Origin of the sequence: Sporosarcina sp. P1 (genome assembly GCF_002743155.1) — a bacterium.
Lineage (GTDB): Bacteria > Bacillota > Bacilli > Bacillales_A > Planococcaceae > Sporosarcina > Sporosarcina ureae_B.
Window position 1 is genome coordinate 147,874 of record NZ_PDYS01000005.1, and the last position, 19,918, is coordinate 167,791.

Sequence of the window (19,918 nt, forward strand, 5' to 3'; positions counted from 1 at the left end):
TTTCTGGACAGCCCCTTTTCCTATCTATTTATGAATCCGCTTTTTCAATCGAATGAAACTCCTCGATGGCGCGTAACCAATTTTCCCTCATAACTTTGGTAACTTGCTCACCATTACGCTTACTCATTAAATCTATGATCTGGTCATGTTCTTCAATCGACTGCTCCGTCAATATAATGGAATTATGAAAGAAGAGTCTACGCACGTGAGCTTGTAGCGAGACAAGCATCGAGGAAATGTATGGATTATTGGCTGTGTCCACAATGATTTGATGGAACTTTTCATCGGTTTTCAAAGCTTGGAAATAATCTTCTTTTTCAACTGCTAGCGCGAATTTCTTATTCGTTTCTCGCAATTTCTTAATAATACTTTCGGTTAAATTGGGTATGGAAAGTTCAGCCGATAATGCTTGCAGCGCAGCGAGTGGAGGGAGCAAGTCCGAAATAGACTCACGATCTACGTCCGTCACTTGTGTTGCTTTACCTGGAAACATTTGAACAAATCCTTGAACTTCTAATAATTGTAGTGACTCTCGTATAGGCGTACGGCTCACTCCAAGGGCTTCTGCCAATTCAACGTCATTTAGTTTTTCACCGGGCTGTAGAGTTCCATCGATAATCCATTTCTGAAGTTGACTAAATGCATTTTCCTTAGCAGTCTTTCGTATGGGTTGTGCGTGGTTAGTTGGTATAGGCAAATTATCACACCATCTTTCTCCAAAAGTAGTCTTCACACCATGTTTATTTCACTAATTGCTAATATACAATATACTACAACTTTTTCCTGTTGTTTAACAGTATTAAGCATGTTGTAAAATAACGATTAGGAATTACTATAAAATTGAATTAAGATGATATTTAAAAAGTGTTGTGATAAATGCAAAAAGTCCTTGTAGTTTCCACCTAGATTTGATAGATTAATGTCTATACGTGATTTGCTTTTTTAGTAGATTTAATTTTACGAATCTTTAAAAAAAGGTTATTGCAAATCTGGTAATTGTTTGGTATCGTTTACATGTGTACTACAACAAATATTTATTCGAATACGCTGTAATATATTATCAATTCATGTTGGTGATGAAAGCGGTTTCATTGAAACGGGGGGAAAAGGAACTAATTTACTACGTTATATAAAATAGAAAGGGGATTAACTAATGACTAATCAAGTGGCACGTGGGAAATCCACAATGGACTATGAAAAGCTTGTTCAATCAGAAGACTTTAAAGGTCTGGTAAAAAGAAAAAAGACCTTCGCTACACCTTTTGTTATTTTCTTCTTCGCAGCGTACTTTATTCTTCCACTATTAACTGGTTATACAAAAATTTTAGAAAAACCTGCAATTGGTGCAATGACATGGACTTGGGTTTATGCATTCTCCATGTTCATTATGGTATGGGTATTCACGTCCGTATACATGAATAAAGCAAAACACTTTGATGTTGAAGTGGACAAGATTATAGAGAAAAATGTTTTAAAATAAGGGGGTTGTGTTCATGAGTTGGATTTCATATGTTATATTCTTCGCAGTAATCGCGCTGACGCTCTACATTACATATTGGGCGGCAAAGCAAACGACTACGGCAAGTGATTTTTATACTGCTGGTGGTTCATTAACAGGCTGGCAAAATGGTATGGCAATTGCTGGTGACTACTTATCCGCAGCATCTTTCCTAGGTATCGCAGGTGCGATTTCACTTAACGGATTTGATGGCTTCTACTACAGTATTGGTTGGTTAACGGCTTATCTCGTGGTGTTATTCTTAATTGCTGAACCACTACGTAACTTAGGTAAGTTTACGATGGCAGATATGATCGGTGCTCGTTTCGGCGCTAAGAAAGTGCGTGGAGCAGCAGCGTTGAACACAATTACTATCGTAATGTTCTATATGCTTGCACAATTAGTTGGTGCGGGTGCTCTTATTAAATTATTATTCGGCATCGAGTATTGGATGGCAGTTCTAATCGTTGGAACGATGATGTTAATCTACGTTCTATTCGGCGGAATGACTGCGACAAGCTGGGTACAAATCGTCAAGGCTATTCTTTTGATGTTAGGTACAATCATTATTTCCTTCTTGGTTCTTATGAAGTTTAACTTCAATTTCATCGGTATGTTCGAGACAATGAAAACTGCTACTCCACATGGTGAAGCATTCCTTCATTCAGGGGTTGTTTATACAGACACAATTGGACTTATTTCAGTATTAATCGCATTAGTTTTAGGTACTGCTGGACTTCCACACATCTTAATGCGTTTCTTCACGGTTAAAGATGCGAAAACAGCACGTTCTTCCGTTATTTATTCTGTATGGATTATTGGTATCTTCTATGTATTGACGATCTTCCTTGGATTTGGTGCAGCTAAATTCGTTGGATCAGACGCAATCATCGCAGAAAATGCCGCTGGGAACATGGCAGCACCGATGCTTGCTGGAGTTCTTGGAGGAGACGCACTTGAATCCTTCGTTGCAGCTGTTGCTTTCGCGACAATCCTAGCAGTTGTTGCAGGTCTTGTACTTTCAGGTGCTTCTGCAATCGCTCACGATATTTACGGACAAATCTTCAAAAATGGTAATGTAACTGAGAAACAACAAGTTGCAGCAGCTCGTTGGGCTTCTATCGCAATTGGTGTTGCTTCTATCCTTCTTGCACTTGGTTCTGAAAAGTTGAACGTTGCGTTCTTAGTATCACTGGCATTCTGTGTTGCTGCATCCGCAAACGTACCCACTATTCTGTTAACAATTTATTGGAAGAAGTTCAATACGACAGGTGCTGTTGCTTCCATGTTGACAGGATTAATCGTTGCACTAGTTCTGGTTGCAATCAGCCCATCAGTAATGAACCCAGTTGAAGGAGCTACTCTTATCACTGGTAATCCGATCTTCCCATATGCTAACCCGGCTATCGTATCTGTACCTGCAGGATTCCTTGCTGCATTCATTGGTACACTTGTTAGCTCTAAGCGGCATGAGAAAGATGAAGTTTCTTATGCAGAAGTTCGTTTCAAAGCGGAAACTGGCTACAAAGAGCTTGATCTATAATAATTACTTGCTATTCAACTAATGGTTCCCTCTTCTACAAGCACGACAGAAGAGGGAGCCATTTTTTGTTGAAAGGATATTGAATGTAAATATATAGGTACTGATGATATATAGATTTGAATAATATGAAGTGAGATCTCGTAATGGTCAATACGAATAGGAGGTTTTGAAATGCTGAAGATGGTAAAAGATCAGGAATGGTACGATAAAATTCATCAAAATCCGTTATTTATAAACACATCAGAAAAGGAATTTGATCAGTTATTGATTGAATGTAAGCTGAAAATGTATGAAGAAGCGGAGAAATCTAACTATTTCAAAACACCCCAAGAAGGTTTACTCATCGTGTTGAAAGGATCCGCAGAAGTTCAAATAGAAGGACAAGACGGCAGTTCAGTAACATTAGAATTCATTCAAGAAAATGAAGTTATTGGCTTTTCCAATTTTGCTTACTACTTAGGGGAAATGGCCCGACCGCTTGATAAACATCATATTGATATGGTCGTTGCTGAAGGCTCCGTTTGTCTCCAAGTTCCATATGAAGTAATTAAACATCGAATGGACGATCAAAATGTACGAGATTATGTCTTGCGTAAAATGTCGATTCGTTTGGCGAATGTCTATACCTCATTAGGGGAACAAGTCCGTTTGGCTGATGAATATGGTGAGAGTGAACCGTATGTCCGTCGTGTACAGGATTTCATGAGCAGTCCAGTCGTGACAATTCACGCGGAAGCAGAAACGAGAGAAGTAGCGGAGTTGATGATTAAACACTCCATCAGTTCTATTATTGTTACAGATCAGTCGGGTAAATTGCTTGGAATCGTAACGGAAAAAGATCTAGTCGAACGAGTGATAGCGGAAGGAGGTTCTGCGATCGGACTGAAGGCGAAAGATATCATGACGAAAAATCCGCATACGGTTAAGGTTACCGATTATTATTACGAGGCCTTGACGAAATTTTATAAACATGGAATCAAGCATTTGCCAGTAGTCAAAGCAGGGCAGCCTGTAGGAATTGTGACTTTTGCCACGTTGATGACGAAACGCGATCGTAATTCCATGAATATCTTAAAAACCATAGAAGAAGCTTCTTTCGAAAATTTGCCTGTCGTTAAAGCGGCAATTTACGATGTGTTGTCCAATTTAATTCAGGATGAAATTTCAACCATTCATACATTGGAAATCATTACGAAGTTCTATGATCGTCTAGCGAAGCATTGCGTTATGCTGGCCGTACAGTCACTTGAAGATCAAGGGAAAGGGGCGCCACCTGTTGCGTTTGCCTGGTACCAGATGGGCAGTGGCGCACGTGGTGAACAGTTTATGCTAACTGATCAGGATCATTTCCTTGTCTATGAAGATGTGTCGAGAGAGGAATCCGAGCAAGTAGAGAACTATTTCGAACTTCTTGGCAACGAAATTGTCGTTCATCTTGAACAAGCGGGCTATACTAGATGTATCGGATTCATGATGGCGAGTGAATCGCAGTGGCGCGGCACTATGGCAATTTGGCACGAACGTATTCGCCAATGGGCGCTGCGGTCTACGCCTGAACAAATCTTGCTCGGATACAACTTCCTGTCATTCCGATTTCTCTACGGTGAAACTGCTGTCAATGATCGCTTTATCCTAATGGTACAGGATTTGTTGAGGAAATCAGCTACATTTATTTACTATATGGCACAACAGGAAAAAGAGAAACCAATACCACAATTGCAACAAAACTTTTTGAACATTTTCAGGGGACGCAGTAAAGCGGATGTGATCGATATTAAGAAACATGCTCTATTCCCACTTCATCATTGTTTGCAAATTTTAGGGGTCAGTAATGGGATCATCAATGCAACACCTCTCGAGATTATTTCAGCTTTGCAAAAAAAGAGAAAAATCACGAAAGACTTTGCGGAAGAAGTTCGCCATGCATATGAAATATCTTTGAGTATTAGAATTTCCATGTCGTGGGAGAAACATTTACGGGGTGAGAAAATTTCTACAGAAATCGACTTGCGCAAACTGAGAAGATGGGAATTAAACGAATTACGTACAACGTTAGATACGGTCAGAGCACTTCAATCACATTTATTATCAAAACTTTAAGAAAGTGTAGATCAAGGTCCCTGTACAAAATTCGTGCATATTGTACTATAGAAGTAGGGGGCGAAATCATGTTTTGGAAAAAGAAAAAATTAACATATGAATTGCAACAATCGATTCAGCTAAATACGCCGCTGCAAGAAATGAATTTCACAGTGTTTGATACAGAGACTACTGGTTTTGCAATTGGTGCAGACGATCGAATGATTGAGATAGGTGCCGTACAAGTTGAAGGATTTAAAGTTACGGATCATGTATTTCAAACATTTGTGAATCCATCAAGAGATATTCCTCCTGTCATCAGCAAGCTAACCACTATACAGCAGTCACAAGTCGACTATGCACCTATGCCTCTTCCAGCTATCGAAGAATATTTTGCCTTTATAGAAAAACATAAAAGTGCAGGCTGGGTTGGGCACCATGTCAATTTCGATGAAATGGTGATTAAGAAAGAATTAAGCCGTCAGAAATGTACATTTCAAACCCCTACATCATTCGATACGATGCATTTGATTAATTACTTAGATCCTACGGGTGAGCAACAGGACTTGGAAGACTATGCGCGTCTATTCGGCACAGAAGTATTTGAACGACATCGTGCATTAGGCGATGCGTTGACAACGGCACATGTATTTACAGCGTTATTAAGGAAGCTCGATCGTCAAGGTGTAAAAACACTGGCAGATTTACTGCGTATTAAAAATGGTGGAGCACAAAAATTTGTTTCTCAAACGTAAATTCAGTTACCGGGTTCGTCATTCAATGAAACGTGAGTGGCGGGCTCATTTGGTTGTTGTGGTATAGTAGAAATTACAAAGTGGAACAATGGGTGGAGGACGTGGAGATATGAATAAACGTCAAGCGATTTTATTGATCATCATTATTCTGGCTATTGCAGTGTATTGCTGGATATTGTTTTTTGAGTTGCCGAATAAGACTGTGGAAAACGCAACGACATACATAGGGTCATTCAATAGGTACATTGTATAGAAAGGGAGCAGATACATTTGGATATAATTATCATTACAGGTGCATCAAAAGGAATCGGTCAACAATTACTCAGCCAATTTAAAGAAACCGGAGCAACGGTGTATGGTTTGGCGCGGACGAATCCAGATCAGCTACATACGATGTATGAAGTAGATCTCTTAGACTGTGAGAAAGCGACTGCTATCCTCGGAGGAATAGTGGGTCAACATCTTGATGAAGCTAGTTCTTTCACATTGATCAATAACGCGGGTATAGTGGATCCGATTAGTTTGGTAGGTTCATTGGATACTGAAAAAGTGGAGCAGGCAATTAAAGTGAATTTAACGACACCGATTCAATTAATGAATACATTTATCGATTCGTTGAAAGAGTTCAAAGGAACGAAAAAGATCATGAATATCTCTTCCGGAGCAGGCCGCAGTGCGTATGAAGGCTGGGGAATTTATTGTACGACGAAAGCTGGACTTGATCAGTTTTCACGTGTCATTGCACTGGAGCAAAAGATGGCAGACTATCCAACCGGAATTGTTTCCATCGCACCAGGAATTATCGATACGGGGATGCAAGAGGCGATTCGTTCATCATCTGAAGAACAGTTTCCCCATTTGAAAAAGTTCGAGGCTTATAAGAGGGAAGGTCAGTTAAGCTCAGCCGTTGAAGTAGCAGAAAAACTTGTGCGGTTTGTGAACGAAATGGACTTCTTGGAAATAGATCCTATTGCAGATATTCGTAAATTTGATTGAGTAAAAACCCGTTGCCACATTTTGTGTGGCGACGGGTTTTATGATTCTCCGGCTTCTAACTTCCGCACTTCCGTAAAATCTTTCATTTTCTCGAGTGCAAGTAGAAATGGAGGGTTTCTTCTTTGATTTAGCAATTCATAGCGGACGGCATGCACGTCACCTTGGTGTAAAGTCGAAACATAGTCAAGCAATGCATCACGTTCTTCACTGCCACCTTCATGTCCGTCATAGACAGTAATTGTAATGATTCCGGATTTTTTCAGCAAACTTAGCAATGCCTCGATTGCTGCAATCGTAGAGGATGGAGTCGTGATGATGCTAGGATCTTCGCTGTATGGTAAATACCCTAAGTTGAACATAGCACCGCTGATCTCACCCTGTACGTATTGATGAACATTCGCATGGCTATCATGAATGAGTGTAGCGCGATTAGCTAGCTCACCAAGATGTCGCTCCGTTATTTCAAGTGCTTGCTGTTGAATATCAAATGCGAAAACTCGTCCTTCGTCACCAACTAAGTTAGCTAAGAAAAGTGTGTCATTGCCATTCCCGGCGGTCGCATCGACGACTGTATCTCCAGGCTGCACGCGTTCCGTAATTAGCCGTTTCGCAATCGGCAGTACGCGGTGCAGTAATATGTTTGTCACATTATTTCACCTCTTGCAGATGTTTTTTTCCTTGCCAGCTATTGCGTCTTTCCAGTTCTTCATCAATTCCATTCAGTACTTCCCATTTCGTGACGCTCCACATCGGTCCGATTAATAAATCGATTGGGCCGTCACCTGTGATGCGATGCACGATCATTTCGGGAGGCATGATTTCTAGCTGATCAACTACTAAATTGATGTAGGCTTCTTTCGTTAAAAATTCCAGTTTGCCTTTTTCGTATTGTTTTACCATAGGTGTCCCTTTTAATAAATGCAATAGATGAATTTTGATGCCTTGTACATCAAGCTTGGCAACTGCTTGTGCGGTTTCCATCATCATTTCTTCTGTTTCACCAGGTAAGCCGTTAATGATATGGCTACAAATATTAATATTATGCTTACGTAACTTGTCGACACCTTCTTGATAGCATTGGAAATCATGTGCACGGTTGACGAGTTTTGCAGTTGATTCATGTACAGTCTGCAAGCCCAGTTCTACCCATAGATAGGTGCGTTCATTGAGTTCAGCCAAATACTCTACGACGTCGTCAGGCAGGCAGTCAGGACGCGTTGCGATGGATAATGCCACAACGCCTTCTTGTGCCAATGCCGCTTCGAACTTTTCTTTTAGAACGGGAAGAGGCGCGTGTGTATTCGTATAGGCTTGGAAATAGGCCATGTATTTCGCATCTTTCCATTTACGCTGGGATCGTTCTTTAATTTCAGCGAACTGGACTTCAATTGCATCTACGCGATCTCCTGCAAAATCACCTGATCCTGCCACGCTACAAAACGTACAGCCACCATGTGCGACAGTACCGTCACGATTCGGGCAGTCAAACCCTGCGTCAAGCGCAACTTTCGCGATTTTACAACCGAATGTATCCTTCAAATGTCTTGACCATGTATGGTATCGTTTCCCTTCACTTGGAAACGGAAGATTGATTTCATTCATTATGTACAGCTCCTTTACATCAGACATTGTACCACGGAATATACAGTGATATCACTCACCAAACCGCAGGAACTACTTAGTATACGACAAAAAGCAACAGAGAAGGCTTGTATTCAGCTTGCGTTTCGGGTAAACTGAAGAAAATAATGAAGGCCATGATGAGGAATAGTACTTCTTACGCTACTTTTTAGAGAGCAGACGGTTAGTGCAAGTCTGTATTAGTGAGGAACGAACTCACCTTTGAGCCTGTATTGGTGAATACTTGTAACTAATACCGTACTCCGCGTTAAGGATTCAAGTTGGATGGCGTAGTCCGTCAATTTGGGTGGTACCGCGGGAAACTATATAGACTCTCGTCCCTTTATCGAGGGACGGGAGTCTTTTTTTATCTGTACGCACCAATACAAGAAAAGAAATCGAATCATATTGGAGGAGTTTTTGACATGAGTTATAAACACACGCAAATTGAAGAGAAATGGCAAAAGTATTGGAAAGATCACGATACATACAAAATGATTGATGATCCATCCAAGCCTAAATTTTATGCACTGGATATGTTTCCCTATCCGTCAGGCGCGGGTCTGCACGTTGGACATCCGCTTGGCTATATCGCAACAGATATTTTAAGTGCATTTAAACGTAAACAAGGATATAACGTATTGCATCCAATGGGCTGGGATGCGTTCGGATTGCCTGCTGAGCAGTATGCGATTGATACAGGAAATGATCCAGCTGAATTCACTGCGAAGAACATCGCCACATTCAAACGCCAAATGCAAGATCTTGGATTTTCTTATGATTGGTCTCGTGAAATCAATACAACGGATCCAAGCTATTATAAATGGACACAGTGGATTTTCATTCAACTATATAAACGTGGCCTTGCGTATATTGACGAAGTAGCTGTCAACTGGTGCCCAGCACTAGGAACGGTACTGGCGAATGAAGAAGTCATCGACGGATTATCTGAGCGTGGAAATCACCCCGTAGAACGTCGTCCGATGCGCCAATGGGTATTGCGTATTACGGAATACGCAGATCGTCTGTTAGAAGACTTAGATGATTTGGATTGGCCTGAAAGTCTAAAAGATATGCAGCGTAACTGGATCGGTCGTTCTGAAGGTGCTCAATTAAAGTTCGAAATTGCGGACACTGAGCATTCATTCGAAGCGTTCACTACACGCCCCGATACGATTTTTGGTGCGACGTATGCCGTGTTGGCTCCTGAACATAAATTAGTTAGCGCGATCACTACGGATGCGCAGCGTGAAGCGGTAGAGAATTATATTGAGTCAGTAAAATCAAAAAGTGATCTTGAGCGTACAGATTTGGCAAAAGACAAATCGGGCGTATTTACTGGAGCCTATGCTATCAACCCAGCGAGCGGTACAAAAATGCCGATCTGGATCGCGGATTACGTATTGGCTACTTATGGCACAGGTGCGATCATGGCAGTTCCTGCACATGATGAACGCGACTATGAGTTTGCGAAGAAATTCGAATTGCCGATTGTGGAAGTGGTTGCAGGCGGAAACATTGAAGAAGAAGCGTATGCAGGCGAAGGCGAGCACGTCAACTCGGACTTCCTAAATGGTTTAGGGAAAGAAGAAGCTATTTCTAAGTCCATTGAATGGTTCGAAGAAAATGGTACGGGCGAACGCAAAATCACATATCGTCTGCGCGATTGGTTATTCTCCCGTCAACGTTATTGGGGCGAGCCGATTCCTGTCATTCATTGGGAAGATGGCACGATGACGACTGTCGATGAATCGGAATTGCCGTTGATGTTGCCGGTAACCGACAATATCAAACCGAGCGGAACAGGTGAATCACCACTTGCCAATATTACGGAGTGGGTCAATGTCGTCGATCCGAAAACTGGCATGAAAGGTCGTCGTGAAACGAACACAATGCCACAATGGGCAGGAAGCTGCTGGTATTACTTGCGTTATATCGATCCGAATAATGAGGACATGATAATCGATCCAAAATTGGCTGAGCGTTGGTTGCCAGTTGATATCTACGTAGGGGGAGCGGAGCACGCAGTTCTGCATTTATTGTATGCTCGTTTCTGGCATAAAGTATTGTACGATATCGGTGTTGTCCAAACGAAAGAGCCGTTCCAAAAGCTCTTCAACCAAGGGATGATCTTAGGCGAAGGACATGTGAAAATGTCCAAGTCGTTAGGTAACGTCATCAATCCAGATGATATCGTGCATTCACACGGTGCAGACACATTACGTATTTATGAAATGTTCATGGGACCACTTGATGCATCGAAAGAATGGTCTACAAATGGTCTAGACGGATCTCGTCGTTTCCTTGATCGCATTTGGCGTCTACTCGTCAATGAAGACGATACATTGACAGATAAATTGACGGACGAAACAGGCGGACCTCTAGAGAAAGTCTATAATCAGACAGTCAAAAAAGTGACCGAAGATTACGAAGGCATGCGCAATAACACTGCGATTTCTCAATTGATGGTCTTCATCAATGAAAGCTATAAGGCCGAGAAGTTGCCAAAAGCATATATTGAAGGATTCCTTTTATTAATTTCACCTATCACGCCTCACTTGGCTGAAGAGCTATGGTCGAAACTCGGTCACACGGACACGATTGCCTATGCACAGTGGCCGACATTTGATGAAACAAAATTATCGGATGACACAGTGGAAGTGGCGGTACAGATCAACGGTAAGATTCGTGCGAAAATCACTGTAGCGAAAGATAGCTCGAAGGAAGAGTTAGAGCAAGTGGCTTTGGCAAACGAAGACGTGAAGCAGTGGATGGAAGGTAAGGAATTAAAGAAGATCATTGCGATTCCTGGACGCCTTGTCAATATTGTAGCGGGTTAATGAAATGCAAAAAGCCGGTTGGAGATTTTTCTCCGACCGGCTTTTTCGTTTTATTCCATGCGTTTTGCGATCAACTTGTTGGATTATGTGCTCTATTGTGTGGGTTCAGCGCTCAATGTGGCGCGCTAACCGCTCTATGGGACGGGGTAATCGCTCAAAGCGGCGCGCTAACCGCTCTATGGGACGGGGTAAGCGCTCAATGCGACACGCTAACCGCTCTATGGGACGGGGTAAGCGCTCAAAGCGACACGCTAACCGCTCTATGGGATGGGGTGAGCGCTCAATGTGGCACGTTAACCGCTCTATGGGACGGGGTAATCGCTCAAAGCGGCGCGCTAACCGCTCTATGGGACGGGGTAAGCGCTCTAAGCGGCACGCTAACCGCTCAATCGCACGTGTCAACCGCTCTATACGATTATTCCGTTCGGCTCAATAATCCCGCATTCATTCCCGCCAGACGTCCTGTCACAAGAGCGGCAGTAATATTATAGCCGCCCGTATATCCGTGGATATCTAAAATTTCTCCACAGAAGAACAATCCTATTTTTTTACGTGAAGCCATCGTCTTTGGTTCTACTTCTTTTACTGAAACACCGCCGCCCGTAACGAAAGCCTTCTCGATCGGTTGCGTACCTGTAATGTGTACAGGGAATGTCTTAAGGAGCTTTGCGAGTGTACGTATAGCCTCACGCTTAATATCTAGGCCGATTTCGGTTTCCTCGATTTCTGCTTTTTTCAATAAAAATAGCAACCATCGTTCAGGCACGAGACCTTTTAATGAAGTTTTCACTTGCTTTTTGGGTTCGTCTTTTAAAATGTTCGCGATGGTTTGTGTCAATTGTTCTTCATGTTGATCAGGTATTGAATCAATTTGCAGCAAGACGGGCTGTTTGCCGTTCTTCATCTGCTCTTTGACAACATATTGGCTGCAACGTAAAATCGCAGGGCCACTTAATCCGAAATGGGTGAAGAGCATGTCCATTTGATGGGTAACAAGCGTTTTGCCTTTTTTATTTATTACAGACACTTTCACGTCACGTAACGCAAGTCCTTGTAAATCTTTTGAGACAATAAATGGTTCGCGTGACAGCAACGGAACTTCGGTCGGGTACAATGTCGTTACGGTGTGGCCCGCTCGTTCAGCCCAGGGGTATCCATCACCAGTGCTGCCTGTTTGTGGAACGGCTTTGCCGCCAACTGCAACGACTACTGCATGAGCGCGTATTTCTTCACCGTCTTCTAAGCGAACGCCGAGAACCTTTACGTCATCCATTATTAATTTCTGTACTCGACTTTCCAATCGTATGTCCACGCCTAGTTCATCCATCTGATTCAATAGGGCGTTTACGACGTCTTTTGATTTATTTGAAACGGGAAACATCCGTCCGTGATCTTCTTCTTTTAACGGAACGCCAAGACCTTCGAAGTAGTGGATGATATCCTGGTTGTTAAAGACGGAGAATGGTCCATATAAAAACTTCCCGTTTCCCGGGATATGTTTAATAATTTCTTCTTGTGATAGTCGATTTGTGACGTTGCAGCGACCACCGCCTGAAATGGCTAGTTTGTTGCCGAGTTTCCGTCCTTTCTCAATCAATAAAACCCGTTTTTTTTGTTCGGCGGCTGCAATGGAGGCCATTAAACCTGAAGGTCCGCCACCAATTACGATAACATCATACATTGTAGAACCACTCTTTCATTTCATTTTGTCTTTCATTATACACTATATGGGCTTGGTTGCTTTTTGATTTGGACTGTAGATAAAGATTGTGCAAAAGCGTGTCGAGGGGTAAACTATACAAGAATCTCTTTAGGAATGGAAGGAATCAATTATGGCATCAAATTTATTGAAAGGCACGGCCATTTTAACGATTGGCTTATTTTTATCGAAGGCACTCGGCTTACTCTATGTAATCCCGTTTTATGCAATCGTTGGAGAAAAGAGTGTCGGTCTCTATCAATATGCATACATACCTTATAATCTAGCGCTAGCAGTAGCAGTATCTGGGGCTCCGCTGGCAATATCGAAATTCGTCTCGAAGTATAATGCACTAGGCGATTATGCGACCGGCAGGAAATTAATGAAATCGGGTATGCTTGTCATGTCGATTACGGGCTTCCTATCATTTCTTGCATTGTTTTTACTTGCGAATCCTATTGCGCAACTTGTCATTAAAAGTGATGAACAGATTTTCACCGTACAGGATATCACAACCGTTATCCGATGGGTCAGCTTTGCGCTGCTTGCTGTTCCGTTGCTCAGTATTGGACGCGGTTTTTTACAAGGCTATCAAAAGTTCGAACCGACTTCTGTTTCCCAATTAATTGAACAGATTGTACGAATTGTTGTTGTGCTCGTTGGAGCTTTCCTAGTCGTCAACGTACTGGATTTATCACCAAAAATCGCTGTGCAGTTTGCAGTGTTTGCTGCATTTATCGGAGCGCTCGCTGGTTTATGGAGTCTCTACTATTACTGGAAAAGATATCAGGATGAATTTGATTATTTATTATCAAATAGTCCGCCAGCGAGTTCAGTGTCGTTAAAACAAATTTATACAGAAGTCCTCGCGTACGTCCTGCCATTTGTATTGGTCGGTACGATTAATCCGATTTATCAATTTGTCGACATGATTACATTCAACGGCGCTATGAAATCAATCGGACTTTCAAGTGTTTCCGATTTATATTTAACAAAACTGAACTTTTTAACACATAAGATCGTGATGATTCCCGTGATGGTCGCGACAGGATTTTCTATGGCGCTCATCTCGATTATCACGAAAGATTATACGTCTAACAATGAAAAGGGCATCACACGGTCACTCGATCAAACGTATCAGATCATGCTGTTCTTAACGATTCCAATGGTCATTGGGTTAATGGTCTTAAGCAGTGAAGTCTATCAATTCTTATATGCGTATGATGTGGCAGGAGCAAGTGTTTTAGCATCCTACGCACCGGTAGCGATTCTATTTGCGATGTTCACCGTAACGGCTGCCATCTTGCAAGGAATTGATCATCATAAATGGATCGTCTTCACTTCATTGCTCGGGTTGCTAGTGAAAATGCTGATCAACATTCCACTCATTAAAATGTTTGAAGTGAACGGCGCAATTATAGCCACCGCAATTGGCTACTCGGTAGCGGTGTGTATCAATTTATTCGTCATCAAAAAAGCATTGAATTATAAATCTGAAATGGTTATCAGACGCTTGTTTTTAATATTGGCTTTCAACGCAGTGATGTTTGCTGGCGTTTGGCTGACGAATAAAGGATTAAACATGGTACACATTCCAGTAGGACGTTGGCAAGCTTTGTTGTATGTCATGATTGGATCAGGCGTCGGAATGGTGATTTACGGATTCTTGGCTATCAAATCAGGACTTGCACAGCAATTATTTGGAGATCGTCTAACACGTATTATGAGACGCTTTGGACTTGGAGGTTAATCAATGAGACTCGATAAATTATTATCAAATACAGGTTATGGTTCACGTAAAGAAGTTCGACAACTGTTGAAAAAAGGAATGATTCGGGTCAATGGGGCAGTGATGAAAGATCCTGCCCAGCACGTGGATCCAAATTCAGACGCGATTTCATTGCTCGGTGAAGAAGTCGTCTATAGAGAATTCATCTACTTGATGATGCATAAACCGCCTGGCGTCTTATCTGCGACAGAAGACAACCGGGATCAAACAGTCGTGGATTTGCTTGGAAATGAAGAACGCCATTTTGAGCCGTTTCCCGTAGGTCGTTTGGATAAGGATACAGAAGGGTTATTGCTGCTGACGAATGACGGGAAGCTTGCACATAATTTATTATCACCGAAGAAAGAAGTGCCGAAAACGTATTATGCGAGAGTGGCTGGAATGGTAACGGAAGAAGATACCGAAGCTTTTGCGCGTGGAGTGATTTTAGACGATGCGTATGAAACGAAGCCAGGCATTCTCCACATATTGCATGCTGCTGAAGAGTCGGAGATTGAACTGACGATTACAGAAGGCAAGTTTCATCAAGTGAAGCGGATGTTTGAAGCGGTAGGGAAAAAAGTGGTGTATTTGAAGCGTTTAACCATGGGGCCGCTTGAATTAGATCCGGATTTAGAACTAGGGGAATACCGTGAGCTAACAGAAGCGGAATTGCTGCAATTAAAAGAGCTAGATCGTTCCAAGCAAAAAGGCTGATGCAAAAGCGTCAGCCTTTTTTGCGTTGTAAATGTGTATATAGGAGGCTAAATCAGGAAGATAATTTCACTTTCTTGGAAGTCGTCGTCCATTCGCCGCGGACTGAGCTCTTAATCAATTCATTGTACTCGAGAACGTTTAAGTCACGTTGAGCAGTGCGGGGTGAAATATTGAATTCATCCGCCACGGCCTCCGTTGTTACTTTTCCGTTATCTCGAATGAACAGATAGACATCTTTGATACGAATTAACATGCGATCGGTAGCTGGGTTCATCTAAGAAACCACTCCTTCATCTTCATATTTTCACGCCAACCTTGCAAAAGAAGACTGTTGGGGTATTCTTTGACATTATCTTTCCTGATCTGCTCCTTATGGTTACGCTATGCCAGAATAGTAAGTGAATGATTCTGACAATAGTAGTATAACGTATTTTACGTAAAAGCGCACATGTTTTCGCTTATACTTTTGAATAAATTAGAATACATAGATTACTAGTTACCGAGTTAGCGTTAGTTTGTAGACAACTAGAAAAAGGGTATTCACTCTTTTAAGGTCTAATTGATTTTATTCGATAAACATGTGAAAATAGAAAAAGAAGAAACTGGCGGTAATTTGGCTTGAGGTTTCATATAAGAAGGGTGGCGGTTGTGTGATCTATTTCAAAGATGGGGAATTCCTAACAGAAGATAAAATGAATGTATCCGTGAATGATCGTGGTTATGTATTTGGCGATGGCGTCTATGAAGTCATTAAAGTATATGATGGCGCATTGTACACAGCGAAAGAGCATTTAGAGAGATTACTTGAGAGTGCAGAAAAAATACGTGTGGGCCTGTCGTATACAATCGATGAGCTACTCGAGATCGTACAGAAGCTACAGTCTGATAATCAAATATCTGTTGGACATATTTATATACAAGTCACACGCGGTGTTGCGCCACGTGCACATCATTTCCCAGAAAACAGTGTGCCAGTCATGATTGGCTATGCCGTAGAAAATGCACGTCCTATGCAATTTCTTCAACAAGGTGCTGCTATGAAGTCTGTTGAAGATATGCGCTGGCTTCGCTGCGATATAAAAAGTTTAAATCTGCTTGGTAATGTCATGGCGAAACAAGAGGCGTTTGATCATGGATGTCAAGAGGCACTGTTTGTACGAGACGGATTGGTGCGTGAAGGCTCATCCTCCAATGCATTCGGTATAAAAGATGGTATCCTTTATACACATCCTGCCAATCATTTCATTCTTAATGGAATAACTCGTCGTGTCGTATTACAGATAGCGGAAAATTTAGCTATTCCGGTGAAAGAAGAAGCATTTACACTACCGCAAGCGTTAGAAATGGATGAGTTTTTCTATACATCTACAAATGCTGAAATCACACCGGTTGTGACGATTGATCAACAACCTATCGGACAAGGAGTTCCAGGGCCGTTGACGAGAAAGTTACAAGTAGCATTTGAGGCGCAAATTCCTAAGTTAGTCGTGTCTGGTAATTATAAGGAAAGAGAATCAAATGGCCCAGCTAGTTAAACTTGCGGATTATATTTCTCGGTACGAGAATGACTTAGCTCGCTATCCGACACAATTCATCCGCCTGAAACGTTATCAATGGAAACGTATTAAAAATCAATGGGAGCACGGTGTTGATTTATATGCGGAGCAAGCGGCTACTTTATCGGAAGATGTGCAACAGAGTTCAAAGTGGTATACGCTGTTATTCAAGAAATGGCGTAAACAAACAGATGGGGAATTGACCCATGAACTTGCTGTTTCAGAAGAAAGGGTAGAAGATCGTGAGAATGATATGGATTTTCAGGCTTCGATTTCGAGTCAGCCTTCAAATGTTGAACAGTTAAAAAAAGCCTATCGTGATCAATTGTTTCAATTCCAATTAAAATGGGCAAGTTCCACATTGCATGACCGATCCCGCGTAGATCCGAAGTATTACTCTGATCCCCTGTTGAAGCAACTGACACTGCGTTTACCTGATAGCTTCTTGTTGCTTTATTATCCGATCGTCAAAGTCAATAAAGCACCTGTCGAGTTGGATATCATCTTGTTAGCTCCTACTACATGCTATTGCATCACGGTGCTCGAAGATGAAAGAATGGCTGCGTACATAGGTAGTGGCGAAAGGTTTTGGCTGAAGAAGTTCGGTGAAGAAGAAGTGAAGGTGCTGAATCCAACGATAGCGCTCAGTAGAATGGAGAAAGTGGTTTCATCATTCTTCAGAGCGGCGAAAGTGGAAATACCAATCAAGAAGCTAATTGTTTCCAGAAATGGCTATATTGATTATCCGGGCACTCCATTTGAAGTGACAACCATTGATCGCAAAACATATGAGCAATGGCTGACAAGGTTATGCAGTAATCCGAGTCCCATGAAACATACGCAATTTAAAGCTGCACAAGCACTATTGGATCATGCACAAACTACAGCGATGAGTCGATTGTTTGATGCGGAAGAAGTAGTGGAAGAGCAATAGAATAGAAATTACTGAAAAAGAGAGAGTGTACTGATTATGCGTTTACGAAATAAGCCTTGGGCTAAAGATTTTATGGCAGAACATCCGGATGTTTTGATTTTGGATCCGGAAGGCAAAAAAGGTCGTTGGACTGAAGAGTTCGGAAACGATGCGCCAATCCATATTGAAGTGGGTACAGGGAAAGGTCAGTTTGTCATTGGAATGGCATTGGCGAATCCAGAGGTTAACTATATTGGCATCGAACATTTCGATAATGTAATCGTATCCGCGTTAGAGAAAGCGATTGAAGCGGAAAAGCCTGCTAATCTTCGTTTGATGCGTGTCAATGGAGAAGAGTTGGAGTCCATTTTTGCGGATTCAGAAATTAATCGTGTGTACTTAAACTTTTCTGATCCATGGCCAAAAGATCGCCATGAAAAGCGTCGTTTGACACATCCAAACTTTTTAGCGAAATATGAAGGTGTTTTGAAAACGAATGGAGAAATTCACTTTAAGACAGATAATCGTTCGCTGTTTGAATATTCTCTTGTCTCCATGACGGACTATGGTATGAAATTACGATCCGTTTCACTCGATTTACACGCAAACATGCCTGAAGATAATGTGTTAACCGAGTACGAAGAGAAGTTTTCGAGTAAAGGTCAGCCGATTTATCGTCTGGAAGCACAATTTCAAAGCTAATTCTACTAGGTAAGATGTAGAAAACTGTTGGACATTGTACTTTTCTGCTGAAGCTTGAGAGCTCAGTGGAAAAGTACAATGTCTATATAACAGTTACTAAAGGAATGTAGGGAGGAATTATTTTGGATCAACTAACTTTTCATGATATGAAACTAACGTGGTTAGACGGTGGCGTAAACTTTTTGGACGGTGGTGCGATGTTCGGTGTCGTTCCGAAAGCGCTATGGTCAAGACGCTATGAAGCAGATGAAAACAATTTGATTGAACTACGAACAGACCCAATCCTCATTCAATATCAAGGTAAAAATTATTTGATTGATTCCGGTATCGGAAAAGGTAAATTGAACGACAAGCAAAAGCGTAACCTAGGTGTACGTACTGAAACGCGTGTGGAGGAATGTTTAAAAGAACTTGACATGACGCCCGACGATATCGATGTCGTGTTAATGTCCCATCTTCATAATGACCACGCGGCCGGTTTGACGCAGTGGGAAAATGATCAGCTAGTGTCTGTATTTAAGAATGCCAAGATCTATACTTCGCAAGTTGAGTGGGATGAAATGAGAGAACCCAATATTCGCTCGCGCAATACGTATTGGAAAGAAAACTGGGAGCCGATTCAAGACCAGGTGGCGACGTTTGAAGAGGAGATTGAAGTCGTACCAGGGATTAAGATGATTCACACGGGTGGCCATAGTGATGGGCATTGTGTAATTAAGCTCGAGCAAGGCGGCGAGACGTTAATTCATATGGCGGATATTATGCCGACGCATGCGCATTCGAATCCTTTGTGGGTACTTGCTTATGACGATTATCCAATGGACTCGATTTTTGCAAAAGAGCGCTTGATGAAGGAAGCGCTTCCAAATGAGTATGGGTTTATTTTCTACCATGATGCGGTGTATCGCATGGTGAAGTTTAGTGAAGATGGCAAGACGATTGTAGATAGCTTGCCTCGTACTCGGTGAGGGATTAAGTTCGAGTTCAAGTGATTTAGTGAGGGGAGTGGGAGTGCGCAGTTGATCGACGTTCCAGGCGGACGCTTTCCCGAGGGCGTGGCTTGAGCTTCCTCGTGCGCTTCGCTTCTGCGGGATCTCAAGGCGCACGCTGATCCTCCGGGAGCATTCCTGTTTGTTTAGTGGAGCCCTATTGAAATAGAAAAGTCCCCTTGGTATGATTCGGGGGTGTCAAGGCATTGAGGGCTTGACCCCTAATTACAACCAAGGAGGACT

General features: G+C 42.0%; 18 protein-coding genes and 1 other annotated feature. Of the genes, 13 read left to right on the top strand and 5 right to left on the bottom strand.

What is annotated here, in order from left to right; translation table 11 throughout:
• Positions 1 to 28 precede the first annotated feature (28 nt).
• On the bottom strand, positions 29 to 697 hold the full coding sequence (locus CSV73_RS07855) for a GntR family transcriptional regulator (protein WP_099627113.1): 669 nt from the start codon (positions 695 to 697) through the stop codon (positions 29 to 31).
• Between the two features lie 456 nt (positions 698 to 1,153).
• On the opposite strand from CSV73_RS07855, the gene CSV73_RS07860 reads away from it, so the two are divergent.
• The 6 genes from CSV73_RS07860 (at position 1,154) to CSV73_RS07880 (ending at position 6,871) form a co-directional block, all read left to right on the top strand.
• Positions 1,154 to 1,480: a DUF485 domain-containing protein gene (locus CSV73_RS07860; protein WP_085131280.1), complete on the top strand. Its 327-nt coding sequence runs from the start codon at positions 1,154 to 1,156 to the stop codon at positions 1,478 to 1,480.
• 13 nt (positions 1,481 to 1,493) lie between these two features.
• Positions 1,494 to 3,041, top strand: coding sequence for a solute symporter family protein (locus CSV73_RS07865; protein ID WP_085131279.1), 1,548 nt, complete (start codon positions 1,494 to 1,496; stop codon positions 3,039 to 3,041).
• Positions 3,042 to 3,212: 171 nt separating this feature from the next.
• Positions 3,213 to 5,141, top strand: coding sequence for a DUF294 nucleotidyltransferase-like domain-containing protein (locus tag CSV73_RS07870; protein ID WP_085131278.1), 1,929 nt, complete (start codon positions 3,213 to 3,215; stop codon positions 5,139 to 5,141).
• Between the two features lie 68 nt (positions 5,142 to 5,209).
• Entirely contained in the window at positions 5,210 to 5,875 is a 666-nt protein-coding gene (locus CSV73_RS07875; protein WP_099627114.1) for a 3'-5' exonuclease, read from the top strand.
• A gap of 109 nt (positions 5,876 to 5,984) precedes the next feature.
• Entirely contained in the window at positions 5,985 to 6,128 is a 144-nt protein-coding gene (locus CSV73_RS16455; protein ID WP_158232310.1) for a hypothetical protein, read from the top strand.
• Positions 6,129 to 6,145: 17 nt separating this feature from the next.
• A complete protein-coding gene (locus CSV73_RS07880) occupies positions 6,146 to 6,871 on the top strand; it encodes an SDR family NAD(P)-dependent oxidoreductase (RefSeq protein WP_085131276.1) in 726 nt (241 codons plus the stop codon).
• Positions 6,872 to 6,909: 38 nt separating this feature from the next.
• Here CSV73_RS07880 and mnmM read toward each other — a convergent pair whose 3' ends face one another.
• Entirely contained in the window at positions 6,910 to 7,509 is a 600-nt protein-coding gene (gene mnmM, locus CSV73_RS07885; protein WP_085133544.1) for a tRNA 5-(aminomethyl)-2-thiouridylate-methyltransferase MnmM, read from the bottom strand.
• Between the two features lie 10 nt (positions 7,510 to 7,519).
• Positions 7,520 to 8,473 (bottom strand): tRNA modification radical SAM protein MnmL/YtqA, encoded by a 954-nt coding sequence (mnmL, locus tag CSV73_RS07890; protein ID WP_085131275.1) that lies wholly within the window; start codon positions 8,471 to 8,473, stop codon positions 7,520 to 7,522.
• A 146-nt stretch (positions 8,474 to 8,619) separates the two neighbouring features.
• Positions 8,620 to 8,837 (top strand) — a binding site (T-box leader).
• Between the two features lie 79 nt (positions 8,838 to 8,916).
• Here mnmL and leuS point away from each other — a divergent pair.
• Complete coding sequence (gene leuS / locus CSV73_RS07895) at positions 8,917 to 11,331, top strand: leucine--tRNA ligase (protein WP_099627115.1); 2,415 nt, start codon at positions 8,917 to 8,919, stop codon at positions 11,329 to 11,331.
• Positions 11,332 to 11,746: 415 nt separating this feature from the next.
• Here the strand turns inward: leuS and CSV73_RS07900 are convergent, their stop codons facing one another.
• On the bottom strand, positions 11,747 to 13,012 hold the full coding sequence (locus CSV73_RS07900) for a BaiN/RdsA family NAD(P)/FAD-dependent oxidoreductase (protein WP_099627116.1): 1,266 nt from the start codon (positions 13,010 to 13,012) through the stop codon (positions 11,747 to 11,749).
• 151 nt (positions 13,013 to 13,163) lie between these two features.
• Between CSV73_RS07900 and CSV73_RS07905 the strand changes: the two genes are divergently transcribed.
• Together CSV73_RS07905 and CSV73_RS07910 are read left to right on the top strand one after the other, a co-directional pair.
• The gene (locus CSV73_RS07905; RefSeq protein ID WP_085131272.1) at positions 13,164 to 14,780 is read left to right on the top strand and encodes a putative polysaccharide biosynthesis protein; all 1,617 of its coding nucleotides are present in this window, start codon (positions 13,164 to 13,166) and stop codon (positions 14,778 to 14,780) included.
• Positions 14,781 to 14,783: 3 nt separating this feature from the next.
• Entirely contained in the window at positions 14,784 to 15,515 is a 732-nt protein-coding gene (locus CSV73_RS07910; protein ID WP_099627117.1) for a pseudouridine synthase, read from the top strand.
• Between the two features lie 52 nt (positions 15,516 to 15,567).
• On the opposite strand, the gene CSV73_RS07915 is transcribed toward CSV73_RS07910, so the two are convergent.
• Complete coding sequence (locus CSV73_RS07915) at positions 15,568 to 15,789, bottom strand: DeoR family transcriptional regulator (RefSeq protein ID WP_085131270.1); 222 nt, start codon at positions 15,787 to 15,789, stop codon at positions 15,568 to 15,570.
• A gap of 376 nt (positions 15,790 to 16,165) precedes the next feature.
• Here CSV73_RS07915 and dat point away from each other — a divergent pair, with 376 nt between their 5' ends.
• From dat to CSV73_RS07935, 4 genes are all read left to right on the top strand, one after another.
• Positions 16,166 to 17,050 (top strand): D-amino-acid transaminase, encoded by an 885-nt coding sequence (gene dat / locus CSV73_RS07920; protein ID WP_099627118.1) that lies wholly within the window; start codon positions 16,166 to 16,168, stop codon positions 17,048 to 17,050.
• Positions 17,034 to 18,005 carry a nuclease-related domain-containing protein gene (locus tag CSV73_RS07925; protein WP_099627119.1) on the top strand — a complete coding sequence of 324 codons (972 nt, stop codon included), beginning with the start codon at positions 17,034 to 17,036 and terminating at the stop codon, positions 18,003 to 18,005. The genes dat and CSV73_RS07925 overlap by 17 nt, the downstream gene beginning before the upstream one ends.
• A gap of 36 nt (positions 18,006 to 18,041) precedes the next feature.
• Positions 18,042 to 18,686, top strand: coding sequence for a tRNA (guanosine(46)-N7)-methyltransferase TrmB (gene trmB, locus CSV73_RS07930; protein ID WP_099627120.1), 645 nt, complete (start codon positions 18,042 to 18,044; stop codon positions 18,684 to 18,686).
• A gap of 122 nt (positions 18,687 to 18,808) precedes the next feature.
• A complete protein-coding gene (locus CSV73_RS07935) occupies positions 18,809 to 19,654 on the top strand; it encodes a YtnP family quorum-quenching lactonase (protein WP_099627121.1) in 846 nt (281 codons plus the stop codon).
• Positions 19,655 to 19,918 lie beyond the last annotated feature (264 nt).